This is a genomic window from Micromonospora citrea, assembly GCF_049629545.1.
Classification (GTDB): Bacteria; Actinomycetota; Actinomycetes; order Mycobacteriales; family Micromonosporaceae; genus Micromonospora; species Micromonospora citrea_A.
In genome coordinates this window covers 65252-87881 of the sequence record NZ_JBNADX010000009.1, presented here as the reverse complement: position 1 = coordinate 87881, position 22630 = coordinate 65252, and the positions used below count along the sequence as shown (strand labels likewise).

20 protein-coding genes are annotated in these 22630 nt (G+C 73.1%); 7 read left to right on the top strand and 13 right to left on the bottom strand.

Annotated elements, in window-relative coordinates; genetic code table 11:
• Window positions 1-34: 34 nt before the first annotated feature.
• A complete protein-coding gene (locus tag ACPFP2_RS12500; RefSeq protein ID WP_424089111.1) occupies window positions 35-1093 on the bottom strand; it encodes an aspartate-semialdehyde dehydrogenase in 1059 nt (352 codons plus the stop codon).
• Between the two features lie 5 nt (window positions 1094-1098).
• Window positions 1099-2364: an aspartate kinase gene (locus ACPFP2_RS12495; RefSeq protein ID WP_424089109.1), complete on the bottom strand. Its 1266-nt coding sequence runs from the start codon at window positions 2362-2364 to the stop codon at window positions 1099-1101.
• 251 nt (window positions 2365-2615) lie between these two features.
• Between ACPFP2_RS12495 and ACPFP2_RS12490 the strand changes: the two genes are divergently transcribed.
• Both ACPFP2_RS12490 and ACPFP2_RS12485 read left to right on the top strand, forming a co-directional pair.
• Window positions 2616-3401 carry a hypothetical protein gene (locus tag ACPFP2_RS12490; protein WP_424089107.1) on the top strand — a complete coding sequence of 262 codons (786 nt, stop codon included), beginning with the start codon at window positions 2616-2618 and terminating at the stop codon, window positions 3399-3401.
• A gap of 84 nt (window positions 3402-3485) precedes the next feature.
• Window positions 3486-4016, top strand: a complete 531-nt coding sequence (locus ACPFP2_RS12485; RefSeq protein WP_424089105.1) for a nitroreductase family protein — start codon at window positions 3486-3488, stop codon at window positions 4014-4016.
• 140 nt (window positions 4017-4156) lie between these two features.
• Here ACPFP2_RS12485 and ACPFP2_RS12480 read toward each other — a convergent pair whose 3' ends face one another.
• Window positions 4157-5146: an ArsR family transcriptional regulator gene (locus ACPFP2_RS12480; RefSeq protein ID WP_424089103.1), complete on the bottom strand. Its 990-nt coding sequence runs from the start codon at window positions 5144-5146 to the stop codon at window positions 4157-4159.
• A 77-nt stretch (window positions 5147-5223) separates the two neighbouring features.
• On the opposite strand from ACPFP2_RS12480, the gene ACPFP2_RS12475 reads away from it, so the two are divergent.
• Together ACPFP2_RS12475 and leuA are read left to right on the top strand one after the other, a co-directional pair.
• Window positions 5224-6504: an MFS transporter gene (locus tag ACPFP2_RS12475; RefSeq protein ID WP_424089102.1), complete on the top strand. Its 1281-nt coding sequence runs from the start codon at window positions 5224-5226 to the stop codon at window positions 6502-6504.
• Window positions 6505-6740: 236 nt separating this feature from the next.
• Entirely contained in the window at window positions 6741-8492 is a 1752-nt protein-coding gene (leuA, locus tag ACPFP2_RS12470) for a 2-isopropylmalate synthase (protein ID WP_424089100.1), read from the top strand.
• A 52-nt stretch (window positions 8493-8544) separates the two neighbouring features.
• On the opposite strand, the gene ACPFP2_RS12465 is transcribed toward leuA, so the two are convergent.
• A complete protein-coding gene (locus ACPFP2_RS12465) occupies window positions 8545-8748 on the bottom strand; it encodes a DUF1737 domain-containing protein (protein WP_424089098.1) in 204 nt (67 codons plus the stop codon).
• 422 nt (window positions 8749-9170) lie between these two features.
• On the opposite strand from ACPFP2_RS12465, the gene ACPFP2_RS12460 reads away from it, so the two are divergent.
• Window positions 9171-9830: a carbonic anhydrase gene (locus ACPFP2_RS12460; RefSeq protein ID WP_424089096.1), complete on the top strand. Its 660-nt coding sequence runs from the start codon at window positions 9171-9173 to the stop codon at window positions 9828-9830.
• Here the strand turns inward: ACPFP2_RS12460 and ACPFP2_RS12455 are convergent.
• Complete coding sequence (locus ACPFP2_RS12455) at window positions 9730-11214, bottom strand: MFS transporter (protein WP_424089095.1); 1485 nt, start codon at window positions 11212-11214, stop codon at window positions 9730-9732. The genes ACPFP2_RS12460 and ACPFP2_RS12455 overlap by 101 nt on opposite strands.
• A gap of 156 nt (window positions 11215-11370) precedes the next feature.
• Here ACPFP2_RS12455 and ACPFP2_RS12450 point away from each other — a divergent pair, with 156 nt between their 5' ends.
• Together ACPFP2_RS12450 and ACPFP2_RS12445 are read left to right on the top strand one after the other, a co-directional pair.
• The gene (locus ACPFP2_RS12450; protein ID WP_424089324.1) at window positions 11371-11982 is read left to right on the top strand and encodes an HNH endonuclease family protein; all 612 of its coding nucleotides are present in this window, start codon (window positions 11371-11373) and stop codon (window positions 11980-11982) included.
• On the top strand, window positions 11964-12356 hold the full coding sequence (locus tag ACPFP2_RS12445; RefSeq protein WP_424089093.1) for a hypothetical protein: 393 nt from the start codon (window positions 11964-11966) through the stop codon (window positions 12354-12356). Before ACPFP2_RS12450 ends, ACPFP2_RS12445 begins: the two co-directional genes overlap by 19 nt.
• A gap of 85 nt (window positions 12357-12441) precedes the next feature.
• On the opposite strand, the gene ACPFP2_RS12440 is transcribed toward ACPFP2_RS12445, so the two are convergent.
• The 8 genes from ACPFP2_RS12440 to ACPFP2_RS12405 all read right to left on the bottom strand — a co-directional run bounded on the left by ACPFP2_RS12440 (window position 12442) and on the right by ACPFP2_RS12405 (window position 22609).
• The gene (locus ACPFP2_RS12440; protein ID WP_424089091.1) at window positions 12442-13545 is read right to left on the bottom strand and encodes an ABC transporter ATP-binding protein; all 1104 of its coding nucleotides are present in this window, start codon (window positions 13543-13545) and stop codon (window positions 12442-12444) included.
• Window positions 13542-14657: an ABC transporter ATP-binding protein gene (locus ACPFP2_RS12435; protein ID WP_424089089.1), complete on the bottom strand. Its 1116-nt coding sequence runs from the start codon at window positions 14655-14657 to the stop codon at window positions 13542-13544. The genes ACPFP2_RS12440 and ACPFP2_RS12435 overlap by 4 nt, the downstream gene beginning before the upstream one ends.
• Window positions 14658-14664: 7 nt before the next feature.
• Entirely contained in the window at window positions 14665-15627 is a 963-nt protein-coding gene (locus ACPFP2_RS12430; protein WP_424089087.1) for an ABC transporter permease, read from the bottom strand.
• On the bottom strand, window positions 15624-16628 hold the full coding sequence (locus ACPFP2_RS12425) for an ABC transporter permease (protein WP_424089085.1): 1005 nt from the start codon (window positions 16626-16628) through the stop codon (window positions 15624-15626). Before ACPFP2_RS12425 ends, ACPFP2_RS12430 begins: the two co-directional genes overlap by 4 nt.
• A 77-nt stretch (window positions 16629-16705) precedes the next feature.
• Window positions 16706-18367 carry an ABC transporter substrate-binding protein gene (locus ACPFP2_RS12420; RefSeq protein ID WP_424089083.1) on the bottom strand — a complete coding sequence of 554 codons (1662 nt, stop codon included), beginning with the start codon at window positions 18365-18367 and terminating at the stop codon, window positions 16706-16708.
• 463 nt (window positions 18368-18830) lie between these two features.
• Window positions 18831-19424, bottom strand: a complete 594-nt coding sequence (gene recR, locus ACPFP2_RS12415; protein ID WP_088976521.1) for a recombination mediator RecR — start codon at window positions 19422-19424, stop codon at window positions 18831-18833.
• A gap of 8 nt (window positions 19425-19432) precedes the next feature.
• On the bottom strand, window positions 19433-19741 hold the full coding sequence (locus tag ACPFP2_RS12410; protein WP_231933697.1) for a YbaB/EbfC family nucleoid-associated protein: 309 nt from the start codon (window positions 19739-19741) through the stop codon (window positions 19433-19435).
• A gap of 108 nt (window positions 19742-19849) precedes the next feature.
• Complete coding sequence (locus tag ACPFP2_RS12405) at window positions 19850-22609, bottom strand: DNA polymerase III subunit gamma and tau (protein ID WP_424089080.1); 2760 nt, start codon at window positions 22607-22609, stop codon at window positions 19850-19852.
• Window positions 22610-22630 lie beyond the last annotated feature (21 nt).

Here is a 22630-nt window from a genome sequence, read left to right as displayed (position 1 = left end):
CGGGGGTGGGGTGGGGTGCAAGATCGCCGAGGGTCTAGGGGGTGAGTTCCTTGGCGAGGAGTTCGGCGATCTGGGCGGTGTTGAGGGCGGCGCCCTTGCGGAGGTTGTCGCCGGTGACGAAGAGGTCCAGGGCACGGGGGTCGTCGAGGGCGCGGCGGATCCGGCCGACCCAGGAGGGGTCGGTGCCGACCGCGTCGATCGGCATCGGGAACTCGCCGGCCGCCGGGTCGTCCACCAGGATCACGCCCGGGGCGTTGCGCAGCGCCTCGCGGGCGCCCTCGGCGTCCACCTCGGTGGCGAAGACCGCGTGCACGGCCACCGAGTGACCGGTCACCACCGGCACCCGTACGCAGGTCGCGGAGACCTTGAGGTCGGGCAGCCCGAGGATCTTGCGGGACTCGTTGCGGATCTTCATCTCCTCGGAGGACCAGCCCCCGTCGGCGAAGGCCCCCGCCCACGGCACCACGTTGAGCGCCAGCGGCGCGGGGAACGGGCCGAGTTCCTCGCCGACCGCCTGCCGCACGTCGCCGGGGCGGGAGCCGAGCACCCGGTCACCGGCGATCTTGCCGAGCTGGCCGTGCAGCGCGTCCACGCCCGCCTGACCCGCCCCCGACACCGCCTGGTACGAGGCGAGCACCAGCTCGCGCAGCCCGTACTCGCGGTGCAGCGGGGCGATCGCCACGATCATGGCGAGGGTGGTGCAGTTGGCGTTGGCGAGGATCCCCTTCGGCCGGTTCCGCACCTGCTCGGGGTTGATCTCGGGCACCACCAGCGGGACGTCCCGGTCCATCCGGAAGGCGCCCGAGTTGTCCACCACGACCGCGCCCCGGCCGACCGCGACCGGCGCCCACTCGGCGGAGACCTCGTCCGGTACGTCGAACATGGCCACGTCGACGCCGTCGAACGCCTCCGGGGTGAGCGCCCCCACGGTCAGTTCCTCGCCCCGGCAGCGCACCTTCCGCCCGACCGAGCGCTCCGAGGCGAGCAGCCGGATCTCGCCCCAGACGTTGCGCCGGGAGGAGAGCAGCTCGCACATCACGGTGCCGACGGCACCCGTCGCCCCGACCACGGCCAGGGTGGGCCGCCCCGTCACCGGTGCTACCGTCCCGTCCCCGCGTAGACCACGGCCTCGGAGTCGCCGCCCAGCTCGAAGGCGTCGTGGATGGCGCGGACGGCCTTGTCGAGGTCGGTGTCCCGGCAGACCACCGAGACCCGGATCTCCGAGGTGGAGATCATCTCGATGTTGACGCCGGCGGCGCCGAGCGCGGCGAAGAAGCCGGCCGCGACACCCGGGTGCGACCGCATGCCGGCGCCGATCAGCGACACCTTGCCCACGTGGTCGTCGTAGAGCAGGCCCTTGAACTTGACCGTCTCCTGGATCTTGCTGAGGGCGGCCATGGCGGTGGGACCGTCGGCCTTGGGCAGCGTGAACGAGATGTCCGTGCGGCCGGTGCCCTCAGTGGAGACGTTCTGCACGATCATGTCGATGTTGATCTCGGCACCGGCCACGGTGTCGAAGATCCGCGCGGCGGCGCCCGGCTCGTCGGGCACGCCGACGATGGTGATCTTGGCTTCACTGCGGTCGTGGGCGACCCCGGTGATCAGCGCCTGTTCCACGGGAAGGTCCTCCATCGATCCGGTGACCATGGTGCCGGTGTTGGTCGAGTATGACGAACGGACGTGGATCGGCAACCCCGCGCGCCGCGCGTACTCCACGCTGCGCAGGTGCAGCACCTTGGCGCCGCAGGCGGCCAGCTCCAGCATCTCCTCGTAGGTGATCTGCTTGATGTGCCGCGCGTTCGGCACGATCCGCGGGTCGGCGCTGAAGATGCCGTCCACGTCCGTGTAGATCTCGCAGACGTCGGCGTGCAGGGCGGCGGCGAGCGCCACGGCGGTGGTGTCCGAACCGCCCCGGCCCAGCGTGGTGACGTCCTTGGTGTCCTGCGAGACGCCCTGGAAGCCGGCGACGATCACCACGGCGCCCTCGTCGAGCGCGCCCTTGAGCCGCCCCGGGGTGACGTCGATGATCCGCGCCCTGCCGTGCACCGAGGTGGTGATCACGCCGGCCTGGGAGCCGGTGAACGAGCGGGCTTCGTACCCCAGGTTGTGGATGGCCATGGCGAGCAGCGCCATGGAGATCCGCTCCCCGGCGGTGAGCAGCATGTCCAGCTCGCGCCCCGGCGGCAGCGGACTGACCTGGTTGGCCAGGTCGAGCAGCTCGTCGGTGGTGTCACCCATGGCGGAGACCACCACCACGACGTCGTCGCCCGCCTTGCGGGCGGCCACGATGCGCTCGGCGACCCGCTTGATGCGCTCGGCGTTGGCGACGGAGGACCCGCCGTACTTCTGCACCACGAGTGCCACGACGGTGCACTCCCTCCCAGCGACGACCCTGAGCGTGCCGACGCCGCCGGTTTCTCTCCTCCGGCGGCGCGCGTCAGACCTTCCCAGGGTATCGGGCGGTACGCGAGGCCGGGTCGGGTGATCCCACCATCCGGCGGCCCGCACCGGCCGGACCTGCGGTTCCGGCCGCTGTCGGTGGCGAGCGACACGCCGGTACGCCGCGCGGGCGGCGCGGGTCCGTGCGCGGCGCGGACACGGCGCAGAATGACCCGGTGCATGCCCAGCTGCCCGCGCCGCGACGGTTGACCGGCGCGCTGACCCTGCTCCTCGTGGCCCTCCTCGCGGCCTGCACCACCGGCCCGCCGGCCGCACCGGCCACCAGCGCGTCCGCCGGCCCGACCCCCGCCGGGGCCGACGCGGCGCGGGACGATCTGGCGGCGCTGGCGGCGGCGGCGCGGGACCGCCACCTGACCGCCCGCTACACCCTCACCGGCACCGACGGCCCGGCCCGGGAGGTCACGGTGGTCCGCGCCGAGGACGGCACCTGGCGGGTCGACGTCCCGGGCGGCGCGCTCGGTGGCACGGCCGACGTCTCGCTCGCCGCCACCGCCGACGGGCTCTTCCAGTGCGGCCTGCCGTCGGCCGGCCGCCCGGAGGGCGCGAGCTGCGTACGCCTCGGCGACCGGGACGACGTCGTGCCACGCCGGCTGGACCCCCGCGTGCAGCACCCGTTCACGGACTGGCTGGAGGTGCTCACCGACCGGCGGACCCCGCTGGCGGTCTCCCCCGCCACCCCGCCCGCCGGCGCGACCGGGCGCTGCTACGCCGTGGAGACCACCTCCGCCTCGCTCCACCCGCCCCTGGACGTCGGCATCTACTGCTACGAGGCGGACGGGACGCCGACCCACGTCCGGGCGGCGCTGGGCACGCTCACCCTGGCCGCCCCGCCCGGCCCCGGTCCGGCCACGGTCGCGCTGGCCGGCCCGGTGACGGACGCCGAGCCGATCGGTCCGGACGCGCCGACCGTCGAGGAGAGCCCGAGCGCGGGAACGCCCTGACCCACAGTGACGTTACGGGTGCTCTTGCCCACATTTGACCGGCCCGGTCGCGAGGTCAAATCGCCCATACGGGACGCTCTACGCATGGTCGACCTCACCCCGCTGCTCGCGTTCCGCTGGAGCCCCCGCGCCTTCGACCCGGACGCCGAGCTGACCGGCGACGAGACGGCCTCGCTGCTGGAGGCCGCCCGCTGGGCACCGTCGGCGGGCAACGCCCAGCCCTGGCGGTTCGCCCTCGGCCACCGCCACGACGAGACCTGGAAGCGGCTCCTGGTCAGCCTCCCCGACCGCGACCAACGCTGGGCCCGGCACGCCTGCGCCCTGGTGCTCGGCGCGCACACCGGCGGCGACCCGGAGCGGAGCGCGTACGACCTGGGTCAGGCGATGGCCCACCTGACCGTCCAGGCCACCGCGCTGGGCCTGCACGCGCACCAGCTCACCGGCTTCGACCGGGCCGCGCTCCGCGCCGACCTCGACCTGCCGCCGGAGGTACGCCCCCTGGTGGTCACCGCCGTCGGCCGGCTCGGCGACCCGTTCGCCCTCCCCGAGGAGCTGTGCCGGCGGGAGACGGCGCTGCGCCGCCGACACCCGGTGCCCGCCCTGCTGCTGCGCTGACTGCGCCAGCGCGGGCCCCCGCCGCCGGGCGGCGGCGCACTCGATCCTGGATGTCGTGGCCTCCGGCCCGGGCCGATGCCGCTCGATCCAGGAAACTGCACGATCTTGGTCGAGGGTGAAGGGTCGAGGGTCGGGTGGCGTCAGGTGCCGTGGGCGGCGCGCAGCAGCGCCGCCGCCGCCTCGGTGCCCCGGTAGCGGACGTGCCGCCCCTGCCGGACCCGGGAGACCAGCCCGGCGGCGTGCAGGGCGGACAGGTGCTGGGAGACGTTCCCGGCCGACATCCCCGTCCGCCGGGCCAGGTCGGTGGTGGTGGACGCGCTCTCCAACAGGGGCAGCAGGGCCGCCCGGCCCGGGCCGATCACCCGGGCCAGCGGGTCGCCGGGCACCGGTGCCGCCGTCTCCCACACGGTGGCCGCCGCCCGCACCGGGTACGTCCCGCCCGGCGGCGAGTCCTCCAGCAGGTTCCACAGCACCCGCTGCGGCGTGAAGATCCCCGGGTTCAGCGCCAGACCACGGCCGCCGAGGTCGTAGTCGAGGTGCCAGGGGTCGTCACTGACCACCCGGTCGCCCGCCCAGCGCACCGTCGAGTGCAGGCCGGCGATCGCGAGTCCCGCGCCGCCCTCGGCCAACTGGCCGGCCCGGTGGGCGATGTCCGCCTCCAACAGCGCCCGCATCCGGGGCCAGTCCGGGGCGATCGCCTGCTCGTGCCAGACCCGCACGGCGGTGACCAGCTCCGGCAGCAGCGCCTTCGGGTCGGCGCGCAGCGCCTCGGCGAACGGGCCGAGCGGGCCCCGACGGGTGGTCGCCAGCAGGTCCCGCACCACCACGTCGGCCGGGGTGGCGGCGACCTGTTCGAGCTGCTCCTCGAACTCCACGGCCGGGCCGGCGGGCGGCGGGGTGAGGAAGTCCGGCAGCCAGGTCCGGGGACGGGTCAGCTCGCGCAGCGGGCGGACGGCGGCGGCCACCTCCGGCCGGCGGACCACCTGCCGGGCCCGGTCGATCCACGGCAGGTGCACCGGGTTGCCGGCCGCGTTGCGCAACACCCACAGGCTGGAGACGGTGTCCCATACCGGCGCGATCCCGAACCGCACCCCGGCGGCGTCGGACGTGTGGAACCGAAGCTGCGACATCCTCCACCCCCGTCGAGAATTCGGCTCAGCCTAAAAGGCTCGACCGCGCCGTGGGGGGCACGCTTTGCTCGTCGTCCATGGGGACCAGCGACACCATCCGCACCGCCGTCCGACACGTCGTGCCACCCGCCGGCCTGATCCGGGCCCTCGCCGTGCAGGCGATGGTCTACGCCGTCGGCAACGGCCTCTTCCACGCCGGCAGCGCCGTCTTCTTCACCCGGGCGCTCGGGCTCAGCGCCACCCAGGTCGGGCTCGGCCTGTCGATCGCCGCCGGGGTGTCGCTGCTCGGCACCGTGCCGCTCGGCGGGCTCACCGACCGGTACGGCCCGCAGCGGGTCTGGCTGGTCGGCCTGGTGCTCGACGCGGCGCTCTTCGCGGCGTACCCGTTCGTGGGCGGCTTCGCCGGCTTCCTCGCCGTGGTGGTCGCCCTGGCCGCGGTGGACGCCGCCACCGGGACGGCCCGGCAGGTCTACTCGATCAACGCGCTGCCGCCGGCCGAGCGGGTCACCGCGATGGCGTACCAGCGCTCGTCGCTGAACGTCGGCTTCGGGCTCGGCGCGGTGATCAGTGGCGTGGTGCTGGCGGTCGACACGATGGCGGCGTACCGGGGGATGGTCTGGTTCATCGCGGCGGTGTTCCTGGTCACGGCACTCTTCGTCCGCCGGCTGCCCCGGCTGCCCGAGGTGGCCCGACCGGTCGAACCGATGAGCCGGCTGACCGTGCTGCGGGACCGCCCGTTCATGGCGGTGTCCCTGCTCTCCGGGCTGCTCACCGCGCACCAGACGCTCTACCTGACGGTCATGCCGCTGTGGATCCTCACCCACACCGACGCCCCGAAGACGGTGATCGCCGCTCTGGTGCTGCTGAACACGATCCTGATCGTGCTGCTCCAGGTACGGGCCAGCCGGGGCGCCGACACGGTCGCCGGGGCGGCCCGCGCGTCCCGCCGAGGCGCCCTGCTGATCGCCGGATTCTGCCTGGTCCTGCCGCTGTCCGGGGTGACCCGGGGGGCGCTCACCGTGGTGGTGCTGGTGGCCGCCGCGACGCTGCTCGTCCTGGCCGAGTTGATCGAGTCGGCGGGCACCTGGGGGCTGACCGCCACCCTGCCGCCGGCCGCCCAGCGCGGCGCGTACGTCGGGGCGTTCCGGCTCGGCACGCAGGTGCAGTACCTGATCGCCCCGGCCGGGCTGACCGCGCTGGGCGTGGCCACCGGCGGCTGGGGCTGGTACCCGACGGCGGCGCTCTTCGTGATCGTCGGGCTGGCGATCGTACCCGTGGTGGCCCGGGCCGCCCGGACGCCGCGCCTCGGCGAGGCCGCGCCCGGGGCGGCGGCGCCGGCCGTGACTCCGGTCCCATAGTCCGGACCTGCCTTCCCACCCCCCGTCCCACCACGTAGGGTGACCCTGTCATGTGGCGGGCGTACCTCCTCCTTGGTCGCCGCGACGAGGCCTGACCGGCCGGCACCTCGTCGCGGAGTCGAACCGCGCCGTCCAGCACATCCGAACTCCTCTGGCCCACCGGGCACCGTCGCCCGGCAGCAGGCCGACACCTTCCGATTGCTGACGCCCGACATGACCCACGGGAGCACTCCGCCATGGCTCAACCCGTCACCGACGCCGAAACCGATCCCATCGCCCGGCAGCGTCCGAGCCGGATGCCGTTCCAGCGCTACCAGCCGTACCGGCAGCAGTTCCGGATCGACCTGCCGGACCGCCTCTGGCCGACCCGGCACGTCGAGGCCGCGCCCCGCTGGTGCGCGGTCGACCTGCGCGACGGCAACCAGGCCCTGATCGACCCGATGTCCCCCGAGCGCAAGCGGCGGATGTTCCAGCTGCTGGTGCAGATGGGCTACAAGGAGATCGAGGTCGGGTTCCCCTCGGCCAGCCAGACCGACTTCGACTTCGTCCGGCAGCTGATCGAGCAGGACCTGATCCCGGAGGACGTCACCATCCAGGTGCTCACCCAGTGCCGGGAGCACCTGATCGACCGGACGTTCGAGTCGCTGCGCGGCGCGCGCCGGGCGATCGTGCACTTCTACAACTCCACCTCGACGCTGCAGCGGCGGGTGGTCTTCGGGCTGGACCGCGACGGCATCACCGACATCGCCACCCAGGGCGCCCGGCTGTGCCGCAAGTACGCGGAGATCCACACCCCGGACACCGACATCCACTACGAGTACTCGCCGGAGTCGTACACGGGCACGGAACTGGAGTACGCGCTGGAGGTCTGCGCCAAGGTCATCGAGGTGGTCGACCCGACCCCGGACCGCAAGCTGATCGTCAACCTGCCGGCCACCGTCGAGATGGCCATGCCGAACGTGTACGCCGACTCGATCGAGTGGATGCACCGGCACCTGCCCCGCCGGGACAGCCTGGTGCTGAGCCTGCACCCGCACAACGACCGGGGCACCGGGGTGGCCGCCGCCGAGCTGGGCCTGCTGGCCGGCGCGGACCGGATCGAGGGCTGCCTGTTCGGCAACGGCGAGCGCACCGGCAACGTCGACCTGGTGACGCTGGGCCTGAACCTGTTCTCCCAGGGCATCGACCCGATGATCGACTTCTCGAACATCGACGAGGTCAAGCGGGCCGTCGAGTACTGCAACCAGCTGCCGGTGCACGAGCGCCACCCGTACGCCGGCGACCTGGTCTACACCGCCTTCTCCGGCTCCCACCAGGACGCCATCAAGAAGGGCTTCGACGCCCTGACCAGGGACGCCGAGGCCGCCGGTGTGCCGGTCGACCAGCACACCTGGGCGGTGCCGTACCTGCCGATCGACCCGAAGGACCTGGGCCGCACCTACGAGGCCGTCATCCGGGTCAACTCGCAGTCCGGCAAGGGCGGCGTCGCGTACATCATGAAGACCGAGCACCAGCTGGACCTGCCGCGCCGGCTCCAGATCGAGTTCTCCGGCGTGGTCCAGCAGGTCACCGACCACGGTGGCGGCGAGGTCGAGCCGGGCGCGATGTGGGACATCTTCGCCCGCAACTACCTGGTGGACCACCAGGTGGACCCGGCGGTCACGCTGGCCGGCTACTCGATCGGCACCGTCGACGGCAAGGTCGAGATCGACGCCCGCGTCGCGCGCGGCGGGGAGCAGCACACGCTCACCGCGGTCGGCAACGGCCCGATCGACGCGTACGTCAACGCGCTGCAGTCGGTGGGCGTGGCGGTACGCGTGCTCGACTACCACGAGCACGCGCTCTCCTCGGGCGGTGACGCGCAGGCCGCCGCGTACGTCGAGTGCGACGTGGACGGCAGCACGGTCTGGGGCGTCGGGACGGACGCCAACATCGTCACCGCCTCGATCAAGGCGGTGACCAGCGCGGTGAACCGCGCCCGCGGCTGACGGAAACGGTCACGAGGGGCCCCGCCGCACCGGTGGGGCCCCTCGTCGCCGCTCAGACCGGGGTGATCCCGCCGAGCCGCCCCTCGTCGAGCACCACGGCCTGGGCGACCACCACCCGCCGGCCGTCGAAGGTCATCGCCGGGGAGCCGTGCAGCCGGTACCCCTGGGCCAGCGCATCGCTGACCCGGCGGCAGAAGTCCGCGTCGTCCGGCCCGGTGAGCAGCCGGTACCGCAGCCGGTCGTCCTGATCACTCATCCGCCGACCGTAGCAACGCCGGCCGCCGGAGCGATCCGGTGGCGGCCCGGCCGGTCGCTCGCTCCACTCCATGTCGCCGGCATGACTGTGTCCGACCGCTGGCGACACCGCCACGTCGCCGACACGGAGTCGACCATCGCCGCCGCCGTCGGGCCGCCCCGTCGTTGTCCCTACGGGACCGGCCGGACGGAAGAGGGGCGAGCAGGATGGACCGCACCAGGTGGAACCGACGCGTACTGCTGTCCACCCTCGGCCTGGGTGCCACCTGCGCCCTCGCGACCGGTTCCCCGTCCGCCGCCGGTGGATCCGCCGCCGCGCACCCGGGTCGAGCCGGTGAGGTCCCCGGCCGCGATGTCCCGGCAGGCAGGAGCAGCCCGCGACCGCCCGGCGGAGGTGGCGGACAACCCCAGCCCCTCCCGGCGGTGGCGCTCGCCGCGCTGCTCGCCGGCAACCGGCGCTTCGCCCGGGGACAGGCCCGGCAGCCCCGGCAGGACCCGGCCACCCTGCGCCGACTCGCCGCCGGTCAGCACCCGACCACGGTGGTGCTCGGCTGCGCGGACTCGCGGGTGCCACCGGAGATCCTCTTCGACCAGGGGCTCGGGGACGTCTTCGACAACCGGCTCGCCGGCAACGTGGTGGACGACCTGGTGCTCGGCAGCGTCGAGTACGCGGTGCGGGCCTTCGGCAGCCCGCTGGTGGTCGTCCTGGGGCACGAGCGGTGCGGGGCGATCGCCGCCACCGTCGAGGCGATCGCCCGGGGCGAGGACCCGCCGGACCACGTCGGCGCGATCGTGGCGGCGCTGCGCCCGGTCGTCGCGCCCGCGCTGGGCCTGCCCGGCGACCCGGTGGAGAACGGGTGCCGGGCCAACATCCGGGCCCAGGTCCGGGCGCTGCGGGAACGTAGCCCGCTGCTGGCCGACCGGGTGGACCGGGGCCGGCTGCTGATCGTCGGGGCCCGCTACGACCTGGACGACGGTCTGGTCACCCTGGTGCGTCCGGCGGGGTCGACGCGGGCCGCGAGGGGCGCGGCCGGGACGGGGGCGCCTGCCGGGGCGGACGGCGTACGAACAGGCCGGCGGTGAGCGCCCCGGCCAGCAGCAGCCCGGCGCACCAGGCGAGCGCGCCCCGGTAGGCGGCGGTCAACTCGTCGCGCTGGGCGTACCCGGTGCCGGAGAGGCCGACGAGCAACGGCAGCGCGGCCACCGCCAGCAGGTTGCCGACCCGGGAGGCGGCGTTGTTGAAGCCGCTCGCCACGCCGGCGAACCGGTCGGCCACCGCGGCCAGCACCGACGCGGTCAGCGGCGCCACCACCAGGGTCAGCCCGACACCGAAGAGGGTCACCCCCGGCAGCACGTCCACCCAGTACGACGCGCCGGGCCCGACCCGGCGCAGCAGCAGCAGTCCGGCGGCGGCGAGCACCGGGCCGACGGTCAACGGCAGCCGGGGGCCGATCCGCGTCGCGAGCGCCCCGGCCCGGGCCGAGCCGACCAGCAGCAGCACGGTCAGCGGGATGGTGGCCAGCCCGGTCTCCAACGCCGACCAGCCGACGACGTTCTGGAGGTAGACGGCGAGGAAGAAGGTGAACCCGCCGAGCGCCGCGTAGACCGCCACGGTGAACAGGTTGAGCACCGTGAAGAGTCGGCTGGTGAAGAGGCCGAGCGGGAGCATCGCGGTCTCGCCCCGGCGGCGCTCCACCAGCACGAAGGCCACCGCGGCGAGGACGCCGACCAACGCGGCCACCAGCACCGTCGGCGAGCCGAGACCGCGCGCCGGGGCGTCGATCAGCGCGTACGTGATCCCGGCCAGGCCGAGCGCGCCGAGCAGCGCGCCGCTCACGTCGAACCGGCCGGTCCCCCCGGCCCGCGCGGCGTCCTCGTCGCGACTCTCCGGCACCCAGCGCAGGGCGGCGAGGATCACGCCGACCGCGAACGGCACGTTGATGAAGAAGATCCACCGCCAGGAGAGCGCGTCGATCAGCCAACCGCCGAGGAACGGGCCGAGCGCGGTGGCCACCCCGGACAGGCCGGACCAGGCGCCGATCGCCCGGCCCCGGTCGTCCGGGTGGAAGCTGGCCTGGAGCACGGCGAGCGAGCCGGGCGTGAGCAACGCGCCGCCGGCGCCCTGGAGGAACCGGGCGGCGACCAGCCAGCCGGTGTCCTGCGCCAGACCGCACAGGACGGAGGCGGCGGCGAACCAGACGACGCCGAGCAGGAAGACCCGTCGCCGGCCGAAGCGGTCGCCGAGCGCGCCGCCGAGCAGGACGAATGCGGCCAGGGTCAGCAGGTAGCCGTTGACGGTCCACTGCAGACCGGCGACGGTCGCGTCGAGGTCCGCGCCGAGCCGGGGCAGCGCCACGTTCACCACGGTGCTGTCCAGAAAGACCATCCCGGACGCGAGGATCGCCGCCAGCAGGGTCCCCCGGCCTGCTCCGGTGCCCATCCTCAACGCGTGAGCGGGTGCAGTCATGGGTACCAATCCTCCTCGCGCCGCGTGGGAGATTCCACGAAACGCCGAAAGCGTGCCCGGGTACTGTGCGGGATCGCCGGGAGCCCGCAAGCTGGAGAGGTGTCGTCTGTGCGTACCAGATCAGAAGCCCGTGCGACGGTGGCGGCCGCGCTCGCCATGGTCCTCGCCCTCGGCGTGGCCGGGTGCGAGGTCGCGGTCGACGAGCCGGAGGCGCCGCCCAGCAACGCCGGCAACGTCGGTGAGCAGCTCGCCGAGCTGCCCGTGGCGAAGGCCGGCTCGATGCGCGGCTACAGCCGCGAACGTTTCCCGCACTGGCGGGACACCGGCAAGAACTGCGACGTCCGGGACAGCGTCCTCAAACGCGACGGCGAGGACATCCGGCTCTCCGGCTGCAACGTGGTGGCGGGGCACTGGGAGAGCGTCTACGACGGGCGGACCTTCACCGATCCCTCCGACGTGGACGTCGACCACATGGTGCCGCTGGCCAACGCGTGGCGTTCCGGGGCCGCCGAGTGGGACGACGCGAAGCGCGGGGAGTTCGCCAACGACCTGACCCGACCGCAGCTCATCGCGGTTTCCGCCTCCTCCAACCGGGCAAAGGGTGACCAGGACCCGTCGCAGTGGAAACCGGCGAACCGGTCGTACTGGTGCCGGTACGCCGCGGACTGGGTGACGGTCAAACACCATTGGCGGCTGACGGTGACCACTGCCGAGAAGGCCGCCCTCAGCGACATGTTGGAGGGGTGCACATGGGCGAACAAGCCGTGACCGGGACGGGGGGCACATCCGCGCCCGGCGCCGCCACCGCCGGGATGACCGCCGACGGACGCCCGGCCGGCTCCGCCGAGGTCCCCGGGGCCGGGATGAACGCCGACGCCGGTGGCGCCGGAGCACCCCGCGAGCTGACCGCCGACCTGGTCGCCGGCCCCGGCGGGGTGATGACCGACGAGGTCGGCGTGGTCACCGGCGAGCTGACCCTGCGGACGTCGTACGCCGACGGCCAGGTCCGGCTCTCGGTGCAGTACAAGGACGCCGACGAGTGGTACGCCGTGACCGGCGCCGACGCGAAGCTCGCCGACCCGGCCGGGCTGGACGCCGTGCACGCCGTCGCGGTCGCCCTGCTGCACCGCCCGGAGGGCTGAGACGCGCCGAGCGTGACACCCGCACGGGGTGTCACGCTCGGGGCTGTGCCTGGCCCTGCCACGGGGTCGGCAGGCGCGACGTCGCTCAGACGTACGAGCCGGGCTCGCTCGGCGCGGAGACGACGCCGGGCGCCTCCCCCTCGCCCTCGGGGCGGACCACCTCGGCGCTGACCGCGTGCGGCCGCAGTTCGCCGGCGGCGATCTGCTCGGCCCAGTGGCAGGCGACCCGGCTGCCGCCGATCTCCCGCAGCACCGGCCGCTCGTCGGCGCAGCGGGTGGGCTGGGCCCACGGGCAGCGGGTGTGGAACCGGCACCCCGACGGCGGGTTGGCCGGGGAGGGCAGGTCACCGGCGAGCAGGATGCGTTCCCGCCGGTCCTCCACGTCGGGGTCGGGCACCGGGACGGCCGACATCAGCGCCCGGGTGTACGGGTGCAGCGGCTCGGTGTACAGCCGGTCGCTCGGCGCTTCCTCGACCAGCGCGCCGAGGTACATCACGCCGACCACGTCGGAGATGTGCCGGACCACGGCGAGGTCGTGCGCGATCACCAGGTAGGTGAGGCCGAGGCTGTCCTGGAGTTCGTCGAGGAGGTTCACCACCTGGGCCTGGATCGACACGTCGAGCGCGGAGACCGGCTCGTCGGCGACGATCAGCTCCGGGCCGAGCACCAACGCCCGGGCGATGCCGATGCGCTGCCGCTGGCCGCCGGAGAACTCGTGCGGGTAGCGGGAGAGCGCCCACCGGGGCAGCCCCACCGCGTCCAGCGTCTCCCCGATGATCCGCCGCCGGTCGTCGCGGTCCTTACCGATCCCGTGGGTCTGCAAGCCCTCGGTGAGGATGGACTCGACGTTCTGCCGGGGGTCGAGGCTCGACATCGGATCCTGGAAGATCATCTGCATCCGGCGGCGCATGGTGCGCAGCTTCCCGGCCGCCAGGGTGGTCAACTCGACGCCGTCGAACACGACCTGGCCGTCGGTGGGCGGGGTGAGCTGGAGCAGCGCCCTGCCGAGCGTCGACTTGCCGCAGCCCGACTCGCCCACCAGTCCGTACGTCTTGCCGCGCGGAATGCGCAGGTCGACGCCGTCGACCGCCTTGACGTGGCCGACCGTACGGTCGAAGATCACTCCCCGCTTGATCGGGAAGTGCACCTTGAGGTCGCGGACCTCGACGAGGATGTCGTCGTCGCTCACGCTGTCTCCTCCTCGCTCGGGGCGGGGCCGATGCCCGGCACCGTCGGCGGGTCGTTCGGGACGGCCTGCGCCGGCACGGAACCCGGCTCGGCCGGCGCGGGCACCGTGTCCCGGACCTCCTGGCCCGGGTCGGTGCCGGCCACCGGCGCGGGGTTGACGCACCGGTAGCCGCGCCCGTCGTAGGTGAGCACGAGCTGGGGCGGCTCCCCCACGCACTCGTCGACCCGGCGGGAGCAGCGCGGCGCGAAGGCGCAGCCGTCCGGCCAGGGCAGCACGTCGCGCACCGAACCGGGGATCGGGTTGAGCCGTTCGCCCCGGCCCGCGTCCAGGCGCGGCACCGAACCGAGCAGACCCACGGTGTACGGGTGCCGGGGCTCCCGGAACAGCGGGCGACGGCGAGCGGTCTCCACCACCCGGCCGGCGTAGAGGACGTTGACGGTGTCGCACATCCCGGCGACCACGCCCAGGTCGTGCGTGATCATGACGAGGGCGGTGCCGGAGTCCCGGACCAGATCCTTGAGCAGCTCCAGGATCTGCGCCTGGATGGTCACGTCCAGCGCGGTGGTCGGCTCGTCGGCGATCAGCAGCCGGGGCTTGCAGGCCACCGCCATGGCGATCAGGGCCCGCTGCCGCATGCCGCCGGAGAGCTGGTGCGGGTACTCCTTGAGCCGCCGCTTCGGGTCGGGGATGCCGACCCGGTCCAGCAGCGCCGCCGCCTCCTTCTCGGCCGCCGCGCCCTTCATCCCCCGGTGCCGGGTGAGCACCTCGGTGACCTGCAACCCGATCGGGATCACCGGGTTCAGGGAGGAGAGCGGGTCCTGGAAGATCATGGCCACGTCCCGGCCCCGGATGTCCCGGCGGGAGCGGTCGTCGAGCTGGAGCAGGTCGGTGCCGTCGAAGACCGCCTTGCCGCCGACGGCCAGGCCGGGCTGCTTGGGCAGCAGGCCCATGATGGCCAACGACGTGACGCTCTTGCCGCAGCCGGACTCGCCGACCAGGCCGACCACCTCACCGGCGTCGACGGAGAACGAGACCCCGTCGACGGCGCGCACGGTCCGCTGGCCGCGCCGGGAGAAGGTGACGGAGAGGTCTTCCACATCGAGCAGTGCCATGGTCGACCTACTTCCGGAGCTTCGGGTCGAGGGCTTCACGCATCGCCTCGCCGAGCAGGGTGAAGCCCAGCGCGGTGATGATGATGCCGAGAGCGGGCAGGATCGCCAGTTGGGGTGCGGCGTCGAGGTAACGCTGCGCGTCGGCGAGCATGACCCCCCACTCGGGGATGGACGCGTCGTTGTTGCCGAGGCCGAGGAAGGAGAGCGCGGCGGCCTCGATGATCGCGGTGGCCAGGGTCAGCGTCGCCTGCACGATGACCGGGGCGAGCGAGTTCGGCACCACGTGGGTCAGCGCGATCTTCGGCTTCTTCACGCCGAGCGAGGTGGCGGCCAGCACGTAGTCGGTGTTCGACTGCGAGATCATCGAGCCGCGCAGCAACCGGGCGAAGACCGGCACCGACACCACACCGACCGCGATCATCACCGTGGTCAGCCCGGCCCCGAGGATGGCGGCGATGCTGATCGCCAGCAGCAGGCTCGGCATGGCGAGCAGCATGTCGATGAAGCGCATCAGCACGTTGTCGACCGCGCGCCCCCAGCGTCCGCCGAGGCCGGCGGCGGCACCGGCGATCCCGCCGATCAGCGACCCGACGGCCAGACCGATCAGGGTGGCGACCACGCCGACCAGCAGGGTCTGCCGGGCACCGACGATCATGCGGCTGAACTCGTCGCGGCCGATGTGGTCGACGCCGAACCAGTTCTCGGCCCTCGGACCGGGGATGAAGCCGATGTTCTCCCGGACCTCGCCCTTCCACAGCTGGGCGTCCGGCGCGTGCGGCACGAGGAACGGCCCGACCAGCGCGACCAGGAGGAACAGGCCGAGGATGACCGCGCCGACGACCGCCGCCGGGTTGGTCCGCAGCCGGCGGAACGCCTCCTGCCAGAGGCTGACGCCGCGCTCGTCGTCCCGGGCGGCCAGCTCGGCGAGCCGGTCGATCTTTTCCTTCTTCTTGCCGGTGGTGATCGTCATCGGACCCTCACCCTCGGGTCGATCAAGCTGTAGGAGAGGTCCACCAGGAGATTCACCAGCACGTACACCACCGCGATGATCAGGATGAAGCCCATCAGCACCGGGTAGTCACGCTGGCTGATTCCCTCGTAGATGAAGGCCCCGATGCCGCTGAAGGCGAAGACGGTCTCGGTCAGCACCGCGCCGGAGAGCAGGCCGCCGGTGAGTAGGCCGATCGAGGTGACCACCGGCAGCAGCGAGTTGCGCAGCACGTGGCGGCCGCGAACGGTCCGCTCGGTCAGCCCCTTGGCCTCGGCGGTGCGGACGAAGTCCTCGTTGAGCACCTCCAGCACGCTGGCCCGGGTGATCCGGACGATGATCGCCAGCGGGATGCTGGCCAGTGCGACGGCGGGCAGCACCAGGTGCCAGAGCGCGTCGGCGGCCGCGTCCCACTCCCGGGTCATCAGCCCGTCGAGGACGAAGAAGTTCGTGATCCGGGTGGCGCCGAGGGTCGGGTCCTGCCGGCCGCTGGACGGGAACCAGCCGAGGTTCTCCGCGAAGATCGCCTTCAGCACGTACGCCAGGAAGAAGACCGGGATGCAGATGCCGATCAGCGAGCCGCCGACCGACGCATGGTCGAGGAACCGGCCGCGACGGCGGGCGGCGAGATAGCCGAGCGGGATGCCGACCCCGATCGCGAGCAGCATCGCCGCGACGGACAGCTCCACCGTGCCGGGGAACCGCTCGACGAACTCGGTGACCACGGCCCGCTTGGTGGAGGTCGAGGTGCCCAGGTCCAGCCGGACCAGCCGTCGGACGAAGCGGGCGTACTGCACCATGATCGGCTCGTCGAGGCCCATGTTGCGGCGGATCGCGGCGCGCATCTCGGGGGTGCCGCGCTCACCGAGGATGGCGGTCTCCGGACCGCCGGGCAGTCGGCGGAGCCAGATGAAGAGCAGGAGGGAGAGCCCGAACAGCGTCGGTATCAGCTGGAGCAGGCGTCTGACGATGAACCGGAACACGGCGGCCTCGAAGGGGGTGCGGAGGGGTGCGGGCGGGCACCGTGAAGACGGCGCCCGCCCGCGTTCCTTACCTCAGGTCAGGACTTGAACTCGGCGGTGGCGTACCGCTCGTCGGTCAGCGGGCTGGCCTTGATGCCCGTCACGTCCTTGCCGAACACGATCGCCGGCGGCGAGTGCGACACCGGGACACCCGGCAGGAAGTCCATGATGGCCTTGTTCAGGGCCTTGTACTTCTCCACCCGGGCCGCCTGGTCGGCGGTGGTGTCGGCGTCGCGGAACTGGTCGAACAGGGCCTTGTTGGTGAAGCCCCACTCGTCCTTCGGCCGGTCGAAGAAGGTGCCGATGAAGTTGTAGGCGTCGCCGTAGTCACCGGTCCAGCCGAGGAAGTGCAGGTCGTGCTTGCTGCCGGAGGTGGTGGCGTTGAGGTAGTCCGGGCTCCACTTCAGCGGGATGCCCTCGACCTTGATGCCGACCTCCTGCAGGTCCGCCGAGAGCAGCTCGAAGATGTCCTTCGGGTTCGGCATGTACGGCCGGGTGACCTCGGTCGGGTAGTGGAACTTCAGCGTCAGGTTCGAGGCACCGGCCTCGGCCAGCAGCTGCTTGGCCTTCTCCGGGTTGTGATCGTACTTGGTGACATCGCCGTTGAAGCCCTCGACGGTGTCCGGCATGAAGTTCAGCGCGACCTTGGCGCCCGGGGGCAGCTTCGAGTCGACAAGCGCCTGCCGGTCGACCGCGTGCGCGATGGCCTGCCGCACCTTGAGGTCGGCGAGCTTCGGGTTGCCCTTCTGGTTGATCGCCAGGTAGAGCACGTTGAACGCCGGACGGGTGAGGACGTTGAAGCCGTCCTTCTTCAGCGGCTCGACGTCGGCCGGGCCGACCAGGTCGTAGCCCTGGATGTCGCCGGAGCGCAGCGCCTGCTTGCGGGCGTTCTCATCCGAGATGGTCTTGAAGATGAGGGTCTTCAGCTTGGCCTTGTCGCCGTGGTAGTCGTCGTTGCGCTCGATGGTGAGCGTCTTGTTGGCGACGTCCCAGGCCTTGAACTTGAACGGGCCGGTGCCGGTCGGGTGCTCCATCGCGTAGGACGGGTACTTGATGTCCTCGGCGGTGCCGCCCACGTTGCTGGCGTCGTACTGCTCCAGCGCCTTCGGGCTGTGGATGGAGAACGACGGCAGCATCAGCGCGGCCGGGATCTTGCTGGAGACCCGGGTGAAGGCCAGGTCGACGGTGGTGGCGTCCTTGGCGGTGCAGGACTTGAAGAGGCTCGGCGGCAGGTCCGCGCTCTCGTTCTTGGCGAAGCCGCCCATGACGTCCTGCCAGTACGCGGTCACGTCCGGGCTCTGCATGAGGCCCTTGGCGTTGTACCAGCGGTCGAAGTTCTTGCAGACCGCCTCGGCGTTGAACTCGGTGCCGTCGTGGAACTTCACACCGGAGCGGAGCTTGAAGGTCCACGTGGTGCCGGCGGCGTCCGGGGTCCAGGACTCGGCCAGGCCGGGGGTGACCTTGGTGCCACCCTCCTCCGGACGGACCAGAGTCTCGAAGACCTGACGCGCCACGCGCAGCGACTCACCGTCGCTGGCGAAGCTCGGGTCCAACACCTTCGGGTCTCCGGCTACGCCGAAGACCAGGGTGTCCTTCTTGCTACCGCCGCTGTCTTCACGGTTGCTCTCGGCGCAGCCTGCTACCGCGAGGGCCGCGACCGCGACGGCCGCGATCGCGGCCTTCGGCCTGGGTGCACGCATGGTGCTTTCACCTCGTCCTTGGGGGTACGGACAACGTGGTGACAGGGGTCACCGATGGCGGGAACCATAGCCCCCGCGTGGACGCTCCGGAAACCGGCGAATGGCGGGTTGGTATCGGATCGTGTCCCAGCAGCGACTGAACCGAAGAATCGAAGGCAATCCGCCAACTCTGCCGAACGATCCGAAAGTGCGATGCCAAACTGTTACGTCGCCCTGGCCGCTCCGAGCCTCAGGTGTCAGATCATTTCCGGTCCGGGAGGCCACCGCGACGCTTCCGGCCCTGGGATCCACGCGGTTTGCGGCGCGTCGCGGTGTCCGGGCGGCAGGACACCGCGACACGCCGCAAACGGCGGACGGAGGCGGACGGAGGCGGACGGCCGGCCGGGGCGCGTGGAGGTCCGGGGCGGTGGACGTCGACAGGGGCCGGCCACGGATGCGGCCGACCCCTGCGCGACGTGTCACCTCAGATGGCGCGTCGCCCCTCGAACGCGCGGCCGAGGGTGATCTCGTCTGCGTACTCCAGGTCGCCGCCGACCGGCAGGCCGCTGGCGAGCCGGGTCACCGCGATCCCCATCGGCTTGACCATCAGGGCCAGGTAGGTGGCGGTCGCCTCGCCCTCGGTGTTCGGGTCGGTCGCCAGGATCAACTCGCGGACCGTCCCGCTGCCCAGCCGGGTCATCAGCTCCCGGATGCGCAGGTTGTCCGGCCCGATCCCCTCCAACGGATTGATCGCCCCACCGAGCACGTGGTAGCGCCCGCGGAACTCACCGGTCCGCTCGATCGCGACCACGTCCTTGGGCTCCTCGACCACGCAGAGCACCTCGTCGGTGCGGCGCGGGTCACGGCAGATCCGGCACTGCTCGGACTCGGCGACGTTGTAGCAGGTGGTGCAGAACCGGACCAGATCCTTGACCTTGCGCAGCGCGCCGGCCAGCCGGTTGACGTCCGCCGGATCCGCGGACAGGACGTGGAAGGCGATCCGCTGGGCACTCTTCGGGCCCACGCCCGGCAGCCGCCCCAGCTCGTCGATGAGGTCCTGGATGGCGCCCTCGTACATCTGACGGCTCAGAACCCGGGCAGGCCGAGGCCACCCATGCCGCCCGCAACCGGGCCCATCTTCTTCTCGGTCAGCTCCCGGGCCGCCTCGGCGGCGTTGTGCAGGGCGGCGACGACCAGGTCCTCCAGGGTCTCGACGTCCTCCGGGTCGACCGCCTTCGGGTCGATCTTGATCGACTTGATCTCACCGGCACCCGAGACGGTCGCGGTGACCAGGCCACCGCCGGCGGTGCCGGTCAGCTCGGCCTCGGCCAGCTCGGCCTGGGCCTTGGCGATCTGCTGCTGCATCTTCTGCGCCTGCTTCAGCATCTGCTGCATGTTCGGCTGTCCACCTGGGCGCACGGATGGCTCCTTCTCGCACTCGTCTGCTCGGCCGCGCCCAGCCTAGTCGGGCGGCGGCCCCCGTCCTCGTCGACCGGTGCCCGCTCAGCGCGCGTCGACCTCGTCGATCTTCTCGGCGCCGAACGCCTCCCGGAGCAGGGCCACCGCCTGCTCCTCGCTGGACTGCCGGGCGGTCCGCTCGTCGATCACGTCGTCCAGCGGCTCGTCGCCCGGATCGAACCCCTCGTACGCCGGGGTCGCCGCCGGCTCGGGACGGCCACCGCCGCGCAGCGGCCCGTCGTAGTCCGGGTCGTACGGCGGCTCACCGGCCCAGTCCGGATCGGCGGTCCGGCGCGCCGGCTGGGCGCCCCGCTGGGCCTTTCCGGTGCCGGCCGCCGCCGCGGCCGCCCGGGCCGCGGCGATCGCGCTGCTCACCGGCGCGGCCGGCGTCGTCGTCGGTCCGGCCGGCTTCGGTACGGCGGGAGCGGCCGTCGCGGTGGCCGTGGCGGTACCCGGACGGGCGGCCTGCGGCCAGTCGTCGGTCGCGCCGGCCGGGGCGGCACCCCCCGGACGGGCCGCCTCGGGCCAGTCCTCCCCGGGACGGGCTGCCTCGGGCCGGCCCTCCCCGCCGCCGGGGCGGGCCGGCTCGGGCCAGCCCTGGTCGTCGTCCACGCCACCGCCACCCGGCGAACCCGCGCGGGCGGTCGAGGAGGCGTTCGGGCCCGTGCCGTGGGCACCCGAGCGGCCGGAGCCGCCCACGGCGTCGGTCGAGCCGGCCGCCGGCCCGACGGAGCCCGCGTGACGCGGCGGGCCAACGGCCGCCGGAGCACCCGCACCCGGCCCGCCACCCGCAACGCCGCCGGACCCGGCCGGGCCGCCGTTGCCGCCCGGCTGACCGTCACCGACGCCACCGGTCGCGCCGGGCTGGCCGCTGACAGCGCCGGGCTGGCCGCCGCCGGTCGAGGCGCTCCGGCCGGACCCGGCCGGGGTGGTGCCGGAGGAGCCTTCGTCGTCGGGTCGCGCGGAGCCGTCGGCAGCCGGACCGGAGCCGGCCGGGGCCGCGGGCGGCGGGGACGCCGGGCGGGCCGGGGCGGCGGAGCGGGGCGGACCACCGAGGGAGACGCCACCGCGCTCGCCGGCCACCTCGCAGCGGATCTGCCAGCGCCCGCCCAGTTCCTCGTAGAGCGCGTCGGTGAGCACCTGCGCGTTGTCGGACATCATCTTCGCCAGCACCGACGACTTCACGGTCAGCACCAGCGCGTCGCCGTCCAGATCGCGGACGACGGCGTCCCGCATGAGCGCGGCGATCCGCTTGTTGGTCCGGTTGACCTTGCCGACCACGTCCGGCCAGACCCGGCGTACCGCGACGGCGTCCAGCGTGCCCGGCGGGGTGGAGCCCGGGCGGGGCGGCGCGGGGGTGGCCGGGTCGGGCAGCACCGCCGACGGCGGCACGGTACGGCGGACGGGTGACGGGTCGTCGGAGACCGGGGAGATGTCCGCCGCCGACCGGGTGGGACGGGCACCGGCGGCCGCGGCGCGGGCGGCGGCCACCCCGGACGGGGCGGCGGCAGCCGCCGGCGGGCCGGCGGTCTCCGGGTGGGGCGCGGCGGCAGCCGCGGGCGGGGCGGGAGGCTCCTGGCGTACGCCGGAGTCGGGCCCGGCCGACGCGGAGCCGGCGGCGGCCGACGGCAGCTCGACACCACCCAGGGTGAGCCGGCGTTCCATCCGCTCCAGGCGCTGGAGCAGGCCACCGGTCGAGTCGTCCGCGCCGGGCAGCAGCATCCGGGCGCAGATCAGCTCCAGCAGCAGCCGGGGCGCGGTGGTGCCCCGCATGTCGACCAGGCCGTTGTGCACGATGTCGGCGCAGCGGGACAGCGTCCCGGGGCCGAGCCGCTGGGCCTGCGCGGCCATCCGCTCGATCTGGTCCGCCGGGCCGTCGATCAGGCCCTTGGCTGCGGCGTCCGGCACCTGCTGGAGGACGATCAGGTCACGCAGCCGCTCCAGCAGGTCCGAGGCGAACCGGCGCAGGTCGTGCCCGGCCTCGGCGACCCGGTCGACGGTCGCGTACGCGGCCGCGCCGTCCCCGGCGGCCAGCGCGTCGCACATCTCGTCGATCAGCGCCGAGTCGGTGACGCCGAGCAGCGCGGCGGCCCGGGCGTAGCCGACCCCGTCCGGGCCGGCGCCCGCGATGAGCTGGTCGAGCACGGAGAGGCTGTCCCGCATGCTGCCCGCACCGGCGCGCACCACCAGGGGGAAGACCGCCGGGTCGACGGTCACCCCCTCCGCCTCGCAGAGCTGCTCCAGGTAGGGCCGGACCACCCTCGGCGGGAACAGCCGGAACGGGTAGTGGTGGGTCCGCGACCTGATCGTGCCGAGGACCTTCTCCGGCTCGGTGGTGGCGAAGATGAACTTGACGTACTCCGGCGGCTCCTCGACCAGCTTGAGCAGGGCGTTGAAGCCTGCCGACGAGACCATGTGCGCCTCGTCGATGATATAGATCTTGAAGCGGCTGCGGGCCGGCGCGAAGAACGCCTTCTCGCGCAGATCCCGGGCGTCGTCGACGCCGCCGTGGCTGGCCGCGTCGATCTCGATCACGTCGATCGAACCGCCGCCGTCGGGGGCCAGCCCGCGGCACGAGTCGCACTGCCCGCACGGCTCCGGGGTGGGGCCCTGCTCACAGTTGAGCGAGCGGGCCAGGATCCGGGCGCTGGAGGTCTTGCCGCAGCCGCGCGGGCCGGAGAAGAGGTACGCGTGGTTGAGCCGCCCGCTGCGCAACGCCTGCGACAGCGGCTCGGTGACCTGCTCCTGGCCGATCATCTCGGCGAAGGTACGCGGCCGGTACTTGCGGTAGAGCGCCAGCGTCACGCGTCCCGCCTCCTCTCGACC

Coding starts and splice junctions, on each gene's coding strand:
- ACPFP2_RS12485 (WP_424089105.1), top strand. CDS start 3,486: ATGGTCGACCTCACCCCGCTGCTCGCGTTCCGCTGGAGCCCCCGCGCC.
- ACPFP2_RS12480 (WP_424089103.1), bottom strand. CDS start 5,146: ATGTCGCAGCTTCGGTTCCACACGTCCGACGCCGCCGGGGTGCGGTTC.
- ACPFP2_RS12475 (WP_424089102.1), top strand. CDS start 5,224: ATGGGGACCAGCGACACCATCCGCACCGCCGTCCGACACGTCGTGCCA.
- leuA (WP_424089100.1), top strand. CDS start 6,741: ATGGCTCAACCCGTCACCGACGCCGAAACCGATCCCATCGCCCGGCAG.
- ACPFP2_RS12465 (WP_424089098.1), bottom strand. CDS start 8,748: ATGAGTGATCAGGACGACCGGCTGCGGTACCGGCTGCTCACCGGGCCG.
- ACPFP2_RS12455 (WP_424089095.1), bottom strand. CDS start 11,214: ATGACTGCACCCGCTCACGCGTTGAGGATGGGCACCGGAGCAGGCCGG.
- ACPFP2_RS12450 (WP_424089324.1), top strand. CDS start 11,371: ATGGTCCTCGCCCTCGGCGTGGCCGGGTGCGAGGTCGCGGTCGACGAG.
- ACPFP2_RS12445 (WP_424089093.1), top strand. CDS start 11,964: ATGGGCGAACAAGCCGTGACCGGGACGGGGGGCACATCCGCGCCCGGC.
- ACPFP2_RS12435 (WP_424089089.1), bottom strand. CDS start 14,657: ATGGCACTGCTCGATGTGGAAGACCTCTCCGTCACCTTCTCCCGGCGC.
- ACPFP2_RS12430 (WP_424089087.1), bottom strand. CDS start 15,627: ATGACGATCACCACCGGCAAGAAGAAGGAAAAGATCGACCGGCTCGCC.
- ACPFP2_RS12420 (WP_424089083.1), bottom strand. CDS start 18,367: ATGCGTGCACCCAGGCCGAAGGCCGCGATCGCGGCCGTCGCGGTCGCG.
- recR (WP_088976521.1), bottom strand. CDS start 19,424: ATGTACGAGGGCGCCATCCAGGACCTCATCGACGAGCTGGGGCGGCTG.
- ACPFP2_RS12410 (WP_231933697.1), bottom strand. CDS start 19,741: ATGCAGCAGATGCTGAAGCAGGCGCAGAAGATGCAGCAGCAGATCGCC.